Origin of the sequence: Comamonas badia DSM 17552, from assembly GCF_000484635.1 — a bacterium.
Lineage (GTDB): Bacteria > Pseudomonadota > Gammaproteobacteria > Burkholderiales > Burkholderiaceae_C > Comamonas_C > Comamonas_C badia.
On sequence record NZ_AXVM01000008.1, the window covers coordinates 25,704 to 38,243 of the forward strand.

The following is a 12,540-nucleotide window of genomic DNA, read 5'->3' on the forward strand; positions in this document are numbered from 1 at the left end:
TTCAGGTGTCCGGATGGGGAACCGTGGACGCAGGCGACGGCGCATAGCGTGCCATCAGTGCATTCTGCGCGCCCGTGCCGTCCAGCGCGCGCGGCGCCCTGGCGTAGCGGCCGTCCGGCTCCAGCGTCCAGGCGTCGCGGTCGTCGTGCAGGTAGGCCACCAGGCACTCGTCGATGATGCGCTGGCGCAGTTTGCGATCGGTCACCGGCCAGGCGATCTCCTCGCGCCGCAGCATGTTGCGGTTCATCCAGTCGGCGCTGGCCAGGTACAGCTCCTCCTGCGCGCCGGCGCAGAAGTAGAACACCCGGGTGTGCTCCAGAAACCGCCCGATGACCGAGCGCACGCGGATGTTGTCGGTGATGCCTGGCACCCGCGCGGGCAGCATGCAGGCGCCGCGCACGATCAGGTCGATGCGCGCGCCGCGCTGGCCCGCGCGCACCAGGGCGCGGATCAGGTCCTCGTCGGTCAGCGCGTTTATCTTGGCGACGATGCGCCCGCCCTCGCCGCGCTCGGCCGCCAGGCCCGCCGCGTCGATCTTGCCGATCAGGCTGCGCTGCAGCTCGAACGGCGCCAGCAGCAGCCGGCGCAGCTTCGGCAGGCGGTTCTGGTTGGCCAAGTGGTCGAACACGGCGTCCATGTCGGCCGTGACGTGCTCGTCGGCCGTCAGGTAGCTCAGATCGGTGTACAGGCGCGCGGTGCGCGGGTTGTAGTTGCCGGTGGACAGGTGCCCGTAGCGGCGCAGGCCGCTGCCCTCGCGGCGCGTGACCAGCAGCATCTTGGCGTGCGTCTTCAGGCCCACCACGCCATACACCACCTGCGCGCCGATGGACTCCAGCGCCTCGGCCCAGTTGATGTTGGCCTCCTCGTCGAAACGCGCCTTCAGCTCCACCACCGCCGTCACCTCCTTGCCGCGGTGCACCGCCTCACGCAGCAGCTCCATCAGCTCGGAATCGGCGCCGGTGCGGTAGATGGTCTGCTTGATGGCCAGCACCTGCGGGTCGCCCACGGCCTCGCGCAGGAAGGCCAGCACGCCATCAAAACTCTCGAACGGCTGGTGGATCAGCACGTCGCGCCGGCGCAGCCGCGCCAGGATGGCGCCGGCCTGCGGCAGCCGGGCCGGCCAGGCCGGGCGCCAGGGCGTGAACAGCAGCGCCGGATCGTCCACCAGGTCCACCAGCTGCCCCATGCGCACCAGATTGACGGGGCCATGCACCCGGTACAGCGCCGCCGCCGGCAGCGCGAACTGGGTCTGCAGGAAATCCGCCAGGACGGGCGAGCAGCCGGCCGAAACTTCCAGCCGCACCGCCTGCCCGTAGTGGCGGTGCTGCAGCCCCTGGCGCAGCGCGGTGCGCAGGTTGCGCACGTCGTCCTCGTCCACCGCCAGGTCCGAGTGGCGCGTGACGCGGAACTGCGAGAACTCGCACACCTGGCGCCCCGGAAACAGCTCGGCCAGGTGCGTGCGGATGATGCTCGACAGACTGACGAAACGCAGCCCCGTCGGCGCGACGCCGGCCGGCAGGCGCATCAGCCGCGGCAGCGCGCGCGGCACCTTGACGATGGCGATCTCGTTCTCGCGCCCGAAGGCGTCGCCGCCGCGCAGGCGCACGATGAAGTTCAGCGACTTGTTGGCCACCTGCGGGAACGGGTGCGCCGGGTCCAGCCCCACGGGGATCAGCAGCGGGCGCACCTCGCGCCGGAAGTACTCGCGCACCCAGCGCCGCTGCGCCAGCGTGCGCTCGCCGTGCGAGACGATGCGGATGCCATGCGCCGCGAACGCCGGCATCAGCGAATCGTTGTACAGCGCGTACTGGCGCGCCACCAGCGCGTGCGTCTTGAGCGACAGGGCCTCGAAGCTGCCGGCGCCGTAGCCGTCATCGGCGGTCTCGCCCGCCTGCGCCGCCCTGGCCGCGGCCAGATGGGCCGCGGCCCGCACCTCGAAGAACTCGTCCAGGTTGGACGAGACAATGCACAGGTAGCGCAGGCGCTCGAGCAGCGGCACGTCCTCGCGCACCGCCCAGTCCAGCACGCGCTCGTTGAAGGCCAGGATGCTGTGGTCGCGGTTCAGCAGCAGCAGGCGGGCGGGCGCAAGGGCCGCCGCCTCGGGTCCGTCACCAGCGGCGAACCCCGCGGCAGCGGGGTCGAGGGTCTGCACAGGCGTCATGCCGACGGAGTATTGGGTGCGCCGGTGACAATTTCATGACATCGGTGTCCGGCCCAAGGACAAACACCGATAAAAAACCGCCCCGAAAGACGGCTGCGCTGGGTGCGAGGCTGGGCTCAGGCCATCGCGCCCGCCGCCTGCATCGTGGCGCGGCGCAGATCGGCCTGGTGGTCCTGCGTACGCGTCTTGTGGCGCACCACCTGGCGATCGAGCTTGTCCATGAGTTCGTCGATCGCGGCATAGAGATCGAAGTGGCTGGCCTCGGCGAACAGATCGGAGCCCTTGACGCGGACGTTGCATTCGGCGCGCTGGCGCTTTTCCTTTTCCTTCTGCTTCTCGACGGTGAGCAGGACCTTGATGTCCACCACCTGGTCAAAGTGCCGGATGAGACGTTCCAGCTTGGACGTGACGTAGCCGCGCAAGGCGGGGGTCACTTCGAGATGATGGCCGCTGATCGTCAAATTCATGAAACTCTCCTGTAGTTCACGGTGGAAGAATGCCGCCCGGTGCCGGGCGGCCGACGAACCTGTCCTGTCCCTTGGAGCCACTATGCACCGGGAAGTTGCGCCGCGCAAAGGACATCCGCCTGGCGCCAGTGGCTTTGCCCCGCAAGCGGTCGAAAAGACGGCACAATGGCGGGATTAGTCCGGGGTGCGGCGGTCTGCGTGGCACCGATTCGCACCATGACAGACACCGCTTCCAACGCCCTGCACACCTCCCGCATCACCTCGCTGCCGCTCTTGGCGCGCGGCAAGGTGCGCGACAACTACGCGGTAGGCGACGACCGCATCCTGATGATCGCCAGCGACCGGCTCTCGGCGTTCGACGTGATCATGGGCGAACCCATCCCGGGCAAGGGCCAGCTGCTCACGCAGATGGCGCTGTTCTGGTTCGAGCGCCTCGCCCGCATCATTCCCAACCACCTGACGGGTGAAGCGCCCGAATCCGCCGTGACGGCCGAGGAACGGCCGCAGGTGCTGGGCCGCTCCATGCTGGTCCGGCGCCTGCAGCCCATCGCCATCGAGGCGGTGGTGCGCGGCTATCTGGCCGGCAGCGGCTGGAAGGAATACCAGGCGAGCCGCGAGGTCTGCGGCGTGCCGCTGCCCGCGGGCCTGACCAACGCGGCGCGCCTGCCGCACCCCATCTACACGCCCGCGGCCAAGGCGGCGTCGGGGCACGACGAGAACATCAGCTACGCGGCCACCGTGCAGATGGTGGGTGAGCCCCTCGCGGCAAAAATCCGCGACACCGCGATCGCGCTCTACGAGGCCGCCGCGGCGCATGCGCTGACCAAGGGGCTGATCATTGCCGACACCAAGTTCGAGTTTGGCCTGACCTCCTCCGGCGCGCTGGTGCTGATGGACGAGGTGCTCACGCCCGACAGCTCGCGCTACTGGCCGGTGGAAGGGTACGAGGCGGCGCTGGCCGCCGGCGCCAACCCGCCGAGCTTTGACAAGCAGTTCGTGCGCGACTGGCTGGAGCAGGCGCTGGTGGACGGCAAACCCTGGAACAAGACCGCGCCGGCGCCCCACCTGCCGCAGGATGTGATCGCCAAAACGGCCGCCAAGTACCGCGAAGCCTTCGAGCGCCTCACCGCCTGAGCGTGTCGGGCCGGGGCGCCAGCGGCGCCAGGCCGTCTTCCTGCGCTTCGAATTCCAGCAGGGCCTTGCCATCGCTGCCACGCAGTTCCAGGCGCCTGTCCTTCTGCCGGTAGGAGGCCACCTTGGCCAGGCGCTCGAAGAACGCGGCCTCGCTCAAGCCCCCATCCAGGCACAGGCGCAGTGACGCCGTCAGCGCGAGAAACCGCAGGGACCGGCCCTGCAGCTGGTAGCTGCCGTCAAAGCGGTTGCAGCCGCCCGAACCGCTGACCCGCGCCTCGGTGTCCTGCAGCAGCAAATGGGCGGGCCGTGCCTGCGCCGCGGGCCATCCGACGGGCGGGCCGCCGTCCGGGATTTCCACCAGGCGCCACCAGGTCTGGCGCAGCGCCACCGCCGCCTGGGCCTGCGCCGGCGCCACCGGCGCAAGCGGCACGTCGACGCGGCGCAGCGCCGGGTCGAGCAGCACGACCACATCCTCGGGGCTGTGCAGGATCAGGCCGTCGCCCTGCGAGACGCTGGCGCGCACCGCGTGGCGCAGGCCCGGGGCGATCTCCGCCTGGCGGTAGGGCAGCAGCAAGGCATAGGGCGGGCTGCCGGCGTCATCGATGCGCTGGCGCGCCAGCACGACGGGGGGGGCGCCGTCGCCTGGCCATTGCAGCAGCGCGGCTTCAAAGACACTGTCCGGGGGCAGGCTGAGCGGCGCACGCGTGAGCGCGACCCCGCCGAGCAGCGCATCGGGCGGCGGCACGCTGGCACAACCGGCCAGCCACAGCGCCGCCAGCAGCAGCGCGGCGCCCGCCAGGCGCATCAGCTGAGCACGACGCTCGAAAGCCGCCTGCGGTAGCTTGCCACCACCGGGTCTTGCGGCGGAATCTGGCCGTCGGCCACCTTGACCTGCGGCGGCTCGATCAGGTCGAGCACCGCGACATAGGCCTTGCGCGCGGCGTCCTCGCTCCAGGCCTTGTCGCGCATCAGGATTTCGAGCAGTTCGTCCATCGCGTCGGTCCAGCGCTGGCCGGCGATCAGGAATCGCGCACGCCCAAAACGCGCCGCAAAATCGCGTTTGTTGGTGGCAATTTTTGCATCGAATTCGGCAACAGCGCTTTGCCCGCCTGTAGTTTCAGCTACGAAATCGATGGCATTGATCCATAGCTGCAGCGCCGCCAGACGCCGTGAGATCTCGACCTTGGCCGCGACCGGGGCGAATGCCACCTTGGCGGCGTCAAGCTGGCCCTGCTGCAGCAGGCATTTCACCAGATCAAAGCGCGCGTCGTCATTGTCCGGCGCCGCCTCCACCGCGGCCTGCAGCGCTTCCAAGGCAGTGCCGGCGCCGGCCTCCTCCTCAAGAGCCTCGGCCGGCTCTTCGGGCATTTCACCGGCCGGCGGCAGATGCTTGTCCAGGAAGGCGCGCACCTGGCTCTCGGGCAGCGCCCCCATGAAGCCATCCACCGGCTGGCCGTTCATCATCAGCACCACCGTGGGAATGCTGCGCACGCCGAACATCGCGGCGAGCTGCTGCTCCTGGTCGGAGTCGATCTTGGCGAGCTTGAAGCGCCCGCCGTAGTCCGCCTCCAGCTTCTCCAATATGGGCCCCAGCGTCTTGCACGGGCCGCACCAGGGCGCCCAGAAATCGACGAGGACGGGGGTGGTCATCGAGGCGGCGATGACCTCGGCTTCAAAATTCTGCGTGGTGACATCCATGGCAATCCATTCCTGCAAAGGCGCGATGCGCCCGATTGTCTGGCAAACCCTTAGTGTGCAACATCACGCAAGCTGCAGGCGCGGGTCACTAAAATCAAGGGCCTTGCACCGCATGGCGCGCTTCTCGCGCCCCCACCATGAACTCCATCGACATCGGCGTCGTCATGGGCTCTTCCAGCGACTGGGAGACCCTGCAGCACGCCGTCGCCCTCCTGCAGCAATTCGAGATCACGCACGAGGCGCGCGTGGTCTCGGCCCACCGCATGCCCGACGCGATGTTCGCCTATGCCGAAAACGCCGCGGCGCGCGGCCTGAAGGCCATCATCGCCGGCGCCGGCGGCGCGGCCCACCTGCCGGGCATGCTGGCGGCCAAGACCACGGTGCCGGTGCTGGGCGTGCCGGTCGCCAGCCGCCATCTGCAGGGCGTGGACTCGCTGTATTCCATCGTGCAGATGCCCAGGGGCGTGCCGGTGGCGACGTTTGCCATCGGCGCCGCGGGCGCGGCCAACGCGGCGCTGTTTGCCGTGGCGCTGCTGGCCAATGAGCGCCCCCTGCTGCGCGAGCGTCTGCAAGCCTTCCGGACCGAGCAGACCGCGGCGGCGCAGGCGATGGCGCTGCCGCCGGTGGCGCCATGAGCCACGGCGTGATCCTGCCCGGCGCGACGCTGGGGGTGCTGGGCGGCGGGCAGCTCGGGCGCATGTTCGTGCATGCGGCGCAAGGCATGGGCTACTTCACGGCGGTGCTCGACCCGGATACGGACAGCCCGGCGGGGCGCGTGAGTCATCACCACATCCGCACCGGCTACGAAGACCCGCAAGGCCTGGCCGAATTGGCACGCCTGTGCGCGGCGGTGACGACCGAATTCGAGAACGTCCCCGCTGGGGCGCTGCAAACCCTGGCGCGCGCGCTGCCGGTGGCGCCCGCGGCCGAAGCGGTGGCGATCGCCCAGCACCGGGCGCGCGAGAAGGCCCATTTCGTGCGCTGCGGCGTGCCGGTGGCGCCGCATGCCGTCATTGAATCCCCCGAGCAGCTCGCCGCGGTGAGCGCCACCCTGCTGCCCGGCATCCTCAAGACCGCGACGCTGGGCTATGACGGCAAGGGCCAGGTGCGCGTGGGCACGCCGCAGGAACTGGCGCCCGCATGGGAGCAGCTGCGGCGCGCGCCCTGCGTGCTGGAAAAGCGCCTGCCGCTGGCGTTTGAATGCTCCGTCGTGCTGGCGCGCGGGCAGGATGGCACGGTGGTGCACCTGCCGGTGCAGCGCAACCTGCACCGCGACGGCATCCTCGCCGTGACCGAAGTGCTGGAAGAAAGCATGCCCGCAGCCTTTGCCGGCCAGGTGCTGGAGGCTGCCCGATCGATCGCCGACGGCATGGCCTATGTCGGCGTGCTGTGCGTCGAATTCTTCGTGCTGGCCGATGGGCGCCTGGTGGTCAACGAAATCGCGCCGCGCCCGCACAACAGCGGGCACTGGAGCATCGACGGCGCCGATGTCTCGCAATTCGAGCTGCAGGTGCGCGCCATGGCCGGCCTGCCGCTGGTGCAGCCGCGCCAGCACAGCCCCGCGCTCATGCTGAACCTGCTCGGCGACCTCTGGTTCACCCAAGGCACCAACGCCCGCACTCCGCCCTGGGACGCAGTGCTGCGCCTGCCCGGCTGCCATCTGCACCTGTATGGCAAGCTGGATGCCCGCGCCGGGCGCAAGATGGGGCACCTGACGGTCACCGGCAGCAGCAGCGCCGCGGTGCGTGCCACGGCGCTGCGCGCGGCGCAGATCCTCGGCATCGCACCCTTCTGAACCATGATCCTGGACGGCACTCCCGACAGCTCGGTACAGGCGGCGGTGCAGGCGCTTGCCCGGGGCGACCTGCTCGGCCTGCCCACCGAAACCGTCTATGGCCTGGCGGCCGACGCCGACAACGAGGCCGCCGTCGCCCGCATCTTCACCACCAAGGGACGGCCCGCGAACCACCCGCTGATCGTGCATGTGGCCGACGCCGGCGGCGCGCTGCACTACGCCGGCAGCCTTCCCACATTTGCCCAGCGGCTGATGGCCGCCTTCTGGCCCGGGCCGCTGACGCTCATCGTGCCGCGCCGCGAGGGCGTGGCGCGGGCCGCCGCGGGCGGGCAAGACAGCGTCGGCCTGCGCTGCCCGGCGCACCCGGTGGCGCAGCGGGTGCTTGCCGCCTGCGCCGCGCACCAGCCGGCCATCCGGGGCCTCGCGGCGCCCAGCGCCAACCGCTTCGGCCGCGTCAGCCCCACCACCGCCCGGCATGTGCAGGACGAGTTCGGCGATGCGCTGCTGGTGCTCGATGGCGGCGCCTGCAGCGTCGGCATCGAATCGACCATCATCGACTGCACGCGCGCCGCCCCCGTGCTGCTGCGCCCCGGCATGCTGTCGCGCGAGCGGCTCTCCAGCGCCTGTGGGCAGCGGGTTCTACTGAAAGAGGAGCTGCCAGCGCATGAACCACGGGCGTCAGGCACACTTTTGATGCACTATGCCCCCAGGGCAACGGTCCGCCTGATGAACGCCCAGGAACTGCAGGCAGGCCTGGATCTGCTGGGCGAAGACGCAGCGCACGTGGCCGTCTACGCCCGCAGCCCCCTGCGCGCCACGGCAAGGCACCGGCTGCTGCGGCGCATGCCCGATGACTCCGCGGCCGCCGCACGGCAATTGTTCGCCCAGCTGCGCGCGTTCGACGATGCCGGCGCGCACCTGATCTGGGTCGAAACACCCCCCACCGACACCGAATGGGACGGCGTGCGCGACCGGCTGCAGCGCGCGGCTGCGGCGCGCTGATCCGGGCCCGGAGCACCGTTTACACTCGCTGCTTCTATTCGGAGAACGACCCCATGTCAGCACCTTGGTTGCGCCGCACCCTGCTTGCGGCGGCCTGCGCATCGACCGCCTGGCTCGCCGCCTGCGGCTCCAGCGTCGTCGACGGTTTCAAACCCCAGCGCATGATCGCCTTTGGCGACAGCATGGCCTATCTCGGCGACGCATCCGGCAACGGCCGCTACACCGTGAACGACGCCAGCGTCAACAACTGGACGGTACAGGTCGCGCAGCGCTACGGCCTCACGCTCGCCTCCAGCGCCGCCGGCGGCCTGAGTTTCGCCCAGGGCAATGCACGCATCACCGCCAAGCCCGACGCCGCGGGCAACGCCGGCACGCCCACGGTCAGCGAACAGGTCGATGCCTTCCTCGCCACCCAGACGGTGCTGCCGGGCGACATGGTGCTGATCGGCGCCGGCACCGCCGATCTGATCGTCGGCATGGTGGCCGTGCAGGCAGGCACGCAGACGGCGGACCAATACCTGGCGCAGGTGCGGCAGGCAGGCGCAGACCTGGCCGCGCAGGTGCGCCGCCTGGCCAGCGCCAACCTGCATGTGGTCGTCAGCGGCGTCTACCGCCTGGGCCGCACCCCCTGGGCCGCGGCCTTGGGACAAAGCGACAGCAACAGCAACACCAGCCTGCTCACGCAGGCCAGCGATGCCTTCAACGCCAGCCTGCTGCTCAAGATCGAAGACCTGGGCGCGCGCGTGCGCTACGTGGAAATGGCGGGTTACGTCAACCCCATCGACGACAGCGTGCACCGCCCGTACAACTACATCGGCTTCGCCAACAGCACCAACCCGGTATGCACCTCGACGGATTCCGGGGCGGGCATCGGCACCGGCACGGGCCAGGTCAATTCCGCGCTGTGCACCAGCAACACGCTGGTCCCCGGAGCCGATCCCACCACCTACGAATTCGCCGACAGGGTCTACATCTCGCCGGCCTCGCAGCGCCAGCTGGGCGACCACGCGTTCAACGACGTGCTGCGCGAGACCTGGTGATTTTTTGCGCCGCCCCATGAAAAACGCGCTCTTGGGCGCGTTTTTCATGCAAGCCCGGCTCCGGGCCGTTCTTATTGCTTCGCCATCACCCGCACCATCTCCAGGCACTTGTTGGAATAGCCCCATTCGTTGTCGTACCAGGCCACGAGCTTGACGAAGTTCTTGTCCAGCGCAATGCCGGCATCCGCATCAAAGATCGAGGTGCGCGCATCGCCGCGGAAGTCGGTGGCCACCACCTTGTCCTCGGTATAGCCCAGCACGCCCTTGAGCGCGCCCTGGGCCTGCGCCTTCATCTCGGCCTTGATTTCCTCGTAGCTGGCTTCCTTCTCCAGCTCCACCGTCAGATCGACGACCGAAACGTCGGACGTCGGCACGCGGAAACTCATGCCGGTAAGCTTCTTGTTGAGCTCGGGAATCACCACGCCCACGGCCTTGGCGGCACCGGTGCTGGACGGAATGATGTTTTCCAGGATGCCGCGTCCGCCGCGCCAGTCCTTGCCGGAAGGGCCATCCACCGTCTTCTGCGTGGCCGTCGCCGCGTGCACCGTGGTCATCAGGCCGCGCTTGATGCCCCATTTGTCGTTGAGCACCTTGGCCACGGGCGCCAGGCAGTTGGTGGTGCAGGAGGCATTGGAAGCAATCGCCTCGCCCGCGTAGGACTTGTCGTTGACGCCGAAGACGAACATCGGCGTGTCGTCCTTGGAGGGCGCGGACATCAGCACCTTCTTCGCGCCGGCGGTGATGTGCTTCTGCGCGGTTTCCTTGGTCAGGAACAGGCCGGTGGATTCGAGCACGATGTCGGCGCCGATTTCGTTCCATTTGAGCGCGGCCGGGTCTTTCTCGGCCGTCAGGCGGATTTTCCTGCCGTTGACGATGAGCGTATTGCCGTCCACGGAAACCTCGCCATCGAAGCGCCCGTGCACGCTGTCGTGCCTGAGCATGTAGGCGAGGTAGTCGGGTTCGAGCAGGTCGTTGATGCCCACGATCTCGATGTCGGGGAAATTCTGGATCGCTGCACGCAGCACATTGCGGCCGATGCGGCCAAAACCGTTGATGCCAAGCTTGATCGTCATGGGGTCACCCTTTACACAGTTGCCGAAGAATCATTTGCGGCGTGCCAGCGCCGCCTGCACGGTCGCGGCGACGTTCTCCGCCGTGAAGCCGAAGTGCGGCAGCAGCACCTTGGCCGGCGCCGACTCGCCGAAGCTGTCGATGCCGACCACCGCCGCGCAGCCGTATTTCCACCAGCCTTCGCTCACGCCCATCTCCACCGCGATGCGCGGCAGGCTGTCGGGCAGCACCAGCTTTTTGTATTTCACCGTTTCACGGTCAAATGCGGTTGTACTCGGCATGGATACAACGCGGACAGCTATCTTTTTGATTGCGAGCAGCTTTTGCGCCTCCAGCGCCAGATGCACCTCCGAGCCGGTCGCGATGATCACCGCCTGCGCCTTTTTCTTCAGGCCGGCATCCTGCGGTTCGGCCAGGACATAGGCGCCGCGCGCGATGTCGCCCAGCGCCTTCTTGGGCAGATAGGGCAGGTTCTGGCGGCTGAGCAGCAGCGCGGTGGGCCGATGCGCATTGCTCAGCGCCACGCTCCAGGCCACGGCGGTTTCGGCCGTGTCGGCCGGGCGCCAGACATCCAGGCCCGGAATCAGCCGCAGGCTGGCGGTGTGCTCCACCGGCTGGTGCGTCGGGCCATCCTCGCCCAGCCCGATCGAGTCGTGCGTGAACACATGCACCACGCGCTGCTTCATCAGCGCGGCCATGCGGATGGCATTGCGGCTGTAGTCGCTGAAGGTGAGGAAGGTGCCGCCGTAGGGGATGAAGCCGCCGTGCAGCGCGATGCCGTTCATGATCGCGGCCATGCCGAACTCGCGCACGCCGTAATTGATGTGGCGTCCGCCCTGCCCGGCCTCGTTCTTCAGCACCGCACCCGCTGCGTCAAAGCGCAGCTGCGGCGTGCTCCTGGTGTTGGTGAGATTGGAGCCGGTCAGGTCGGCGCTGCCGCCCAGCAGCTCGGGAATCTTCGCGGTCAGGGCCTCCAGCGTGATCTGGCTCGCCTTGCGGCTGGCGACGGTCTCGCGTTTGGTGTGCGCCTCCACCACCGCATCCACGGCGGTCTGTGCAAAGTGCTTGGGCAGCTCGCCCGCCATGCGGCGCGTGAACTCCGCGGCCATCTCCGGGTACGCCGCAGCGTAGGCGGCAAAGCGCTGGTTCCAGGCCGCCTCGCGCGCAGCCCCGGCCGCCTTGGCATCCCAGTCGGCATACACCTCTGCAGGAATCTCGAACGGCGCGTGGTTCCAGCCCAGCGCCGCGCGCGTGAGGGCGATTTCATCGACGCCCAGCGGCTCGCCGTGCGCCTTGGCGGTATCCGCGCGGTTGGGACTGCCGTGGCCGATGTGGGTCTTGCAGATGATGAGCGTGGGGCGCTCCGTTTCTTCGCGCGCCTGCGCGATGGCGGCGTCCACGACATCCGGATCGTGCCCGTCGATGGGGCCGATCACATTCCACTGGTAGGCATTGAAGCGCTGCGCCACGTCGTCCACGTACCAGGGGCTGACCTGGCCGTCGATGCTGATGCCGTTGTCGTCGTACAGCGCGATCAGCTTGTTGAGCTTCCAGGCGCCGGCCAGCGCGCAGGCCTCGTGGCTGATGCCTTCCATGAGGCAGCCGTCGCCCAGGAACACATAGGTATGGTGATCGACGATGGCATGGCCGTCACGGTTGAACTCGGCCGCCAGCAGTTTTTCGGCCAGCGCCATGCCCACCGCGTTCGTCACGCCCTGGCCCAGCGGGCCGGTGGTGGTTTCCACGCCCGGGGTCACGCCCACCTCGGGGTGGCCCGCCGTCCTGCTGTGCAGCTGGCGGAAATTCTTCAGCTCCGCCATCGGCAGGCCGTAGCCCGTCAGATGCAGCAATGCATAAATGAGCATGGAGCCGTGACCGTTGGAGAGCACGAAGCGATCGCGGTTGGCCCAGCGCGGGTGGGCCGGGTTGTGCGACAGGTGCCGCCCCCAGAGCGCCACCGCCATGTCGGCCATGCCCATGGGCGCGCCGGGGTGACCGGAATTGGCAAGTTGAACGGCATCCATTGCGAGCGCACGGATTGCGTTCGCCATCTGTCGAGAGTCCGCCATGAGTTTTGCTCCTGCCTGAGGCAGAGGGTGAGAAATATGCGTAAATAATTATATAAATGCCTTGTGCAAACAAGGCACTTGCTCGCTGCGGCGCAAGCGCAGA

General features: G+C 68.6%; 11 protein-coding genes. 5 read left to right on the plus strand and 6 right to left on the minus strand.

Annotation, left to right across the window (positions count from 1 at the left end):
* Position 1 precedes the first annotated feature (1 nt).
* Together ppk1 and hpf are read right to left on the minus strand one after the other, a co-directional pair.
* Positions 2 to 2,161 carry a polyphosphate kinase 1 gene (gene ppk1, locus K320_RS0115425; RefSeq protein ID WP_051384957.1) on the minus strand — a complete coding sequence of 720 codons (2,160 nt, stop codon included), beginning with the start codon at positions 2,159 to 2,161 and terminating at the stop codon, positions 2 to 4.
* A gap of 116 nt (positions 2,162 to 2,277) precedes the next feature.
* Positions 2,278 to 2,628, minus strand: coding sequence for a ribosome hibernation-promoting factor, HPF/YfiA family (gene hpf, locus K320_RS0115430; RefSeq protein WP_024539721.1), 351 nt, complete (start codon positions 2,626 to 2,628; stop codon positions 2,278 to 2,280).
* A 216-nt stretch (positions 2,629 to 2,844) separates the two neighbouring features.
* On the opposite strand from hpf, the gene K320_RS0115435 reads away from it, so the two are divergent.
* Entirely contained in the window at positions 2,845 to 3,762 is a 918-nt protein-coding gene (locus K320_RS0115435) for a phosphoribosylaminoimidazolesuccinocarboxamide synthase (RefSeq protein WP_024539722.1), read from the plus strand.
* On the opposite strand, the gene K320_RS0115440 is transcribed toward K320_RS0115435, so the two are convergent.
* Both K320_RS0115440 and trxA read right to left on the minus strand, forming a co-directional pair.
* Positions 3,752 to 4,567, minus strand: coding sequence for an META domain-containing protein (locus K320_RS0115440; protein ID WP_024539723.1), 816 nt, complete (start codon positions 4,565 to 4,567; stop codon positions 3,752 to 3,754). The genes K320_RS0115435 and K320_RS0115440 overlap by 11 nt on opposite strands.
* Positions 4,567 to 5,460, minus strand: coding sequence for a thioredoxin (gene trxA, locus K320_RS0115445; protein WP_024539724.1), 894 nt, complete (start codon positions 5,458 to 5,460; stop codon positions 4,567 to 4,569). Before trxA ends, K320_RS0115440 begins: the two co-directional genes overlap by 1 nt.
* Positions 5,461 to 5,597: 137 nt before the next feature.
* Here trxA and purE point away from each other — a divergent pair, with 137 nt between their 5' ends.
* The 4 genes from purE to K320_RS0115465 are packed head-to-tail and all read left to right on the plus strand — an operon-like array spanning position 5,598 to position 9,297.
* The gene (gene purE / locus K320_RS0115450; protein ID WP_024539725.1) at positions 5,598 to 6,095 is read left to right on the plus strand and encodes a 5-(carboxyamino)imidazole ribonucleotide mutase; all 498 of its coding nucleotides are present in this window, start codon (positions 5,598 to 5,600) and stop codon (positions 6,093 to 6,095) included.
* Positions 6,092 to 7,255 (plus strand): 5-(carboxyamino)imidazole ribonucleotide synthase, encoded by a 1,164-nt coding sequence (locus tag K320_RS0115455; RefSeq protein WP_024539726.1) that lies wholly within the window; start codon positions 6,092 to 6,094, stop codon positions 7,253 to 7,255. The genes purE and K320_RS0115455 overlap by 4 nt, the downstream gene beginning before the upstream one ends.
* 3 nt (positions 7,256 to 7,258) lie before the next feature.
* A complete protein-coding gene (locus tag K320_RS0115460; RefSeq protein WP_024539727.1) occupies positions 7,259 to 8,257 on the plus strand; it encodes an L-threonylcarbamoyladenylate synthase in 999 nt (332 codons plus the stop codon).
* A 53-nt stretch (positions 8,258 to 8,310) separates the two neighbouring features.
* Complete coding sequence (locus K320_RS0115465) at positions 8,311 to 9,297, plus strand: SGNH/GDSL hydrolase family protein (protein ID WP_024539728.1); 987 nt, start codon at positions 8,311 to 8,313, stop codon at positions 9,295 to 9,297.
* 71 nt (positions 9,298 to 9,368) lie between these two features.
* On the opposite strand, the gene gap is transcribed toward K320_RS0115465, so the two are convergent.
* Positions 9,369 to 10,370, minus strand: coding sequence for a type I glyceraldehyde-3-phosphate dehydrogenase (gene gap / locus K320_RS0115470; protein WP_024539729.1), 1,002 nt, complete (start codon positions 10,368 to 10,370; stop codon positions 9,369 to 9,371).
* A gap of 30 nt (positions 10,371 to 10,400) precedes the next feature.
* On the minus strand, positions 10,401 to 12,437 hold the full coding sequence (gene tkt / locus K320_RS0115475) for a transketolase (RefSeq protein WP_024539730.1): 2,037 nt from the start codon (positions 12,435 to 12,437) through the stop codon (positions 10,401 to 10,403).
* Between the last annotated feature and the right edge of the window lie 103 nt (positions 12,438 to 12,540).

Excerpts from the sequence above, each read along its gene's own strand:
- hpf (WP_024539721.1), bottom strand. The coding sequence starts at position 2,628 with ATGAATTTGACGATCAGCGGCCATCATCTCGAAGTGACCCCCGCCTTG.
- trxA (WP_024539724.1), bottom strand. The coding sequence starts at position 5,460 with ATGGATGTCACCACGCAGAATTTTGAAGCCGAGGTCATCGCCGCCTCG.
- gap (WP_024539729.1), bottom strand. The coding sequence starts at position 10,370 with ATGACGATCAAGCTTGGCATCAACGGTTTTGGCCGCATCGGCCGCAAT.
- K320_RS0115455 (WP_024539726.1), top strand. The coding sequence starts at position 6,092 with ATGAGCCACGGCGTGATCCTGCCCGGCGCGACGCTGGGGGTGCTGGGC.
- K320_RS0115440 (WP_024539723.1), bottom strand. The coding sequence starts at position 4,567 with ATGCGCCTGGCGGGCGCCGCGCTGCTGCTGGCGGCGCTGTGGCTGGCC.
- K320_RS0115460 (WP_024539727.1), top strand. The coding sequence starts at position 7,259 with ATGATCCTGGACGGCACTCCCGACAGCTCGGTACAGGCGGCGGTGCAG.
- K320_RS0115465 (WP_024539728.1), top strand. The coding sequence starts at position 8,311 with ATGTCAGCACCTTGGTTGCGCCGCACCCTGCTTGCGGCGGCCTGCGCA.
- tkt (WP_024539730.1), bottom strand. The coding sequence starts at position 12,437 with ATGGCGGACTCTCGACAGATGGCGAACGCAATCCGTGCGCTCGCAATG.
- purE (WP_024539725.1), top strand. The coding sequence starts at position 5,598 with ATGAACTCCATCGACATCGGCGTCGTCATGGGCTCTTCCAGCGACTGG.
- K320_RS0115435 (WP_024539722.1), top strand. The coding sequence starts at position 2,845 with ATGACAGACACCGCTTCCAACGCCCTGCACACCTCCCGCATCACCTCG.
- ppk1 (WP_051384957.1), bottom strand. The coding sequence starts at position 2,161 with ATGACGCCTGTGCAGACCCTCGACCCCGCTGCCGCGGGGTTCGCCGCT.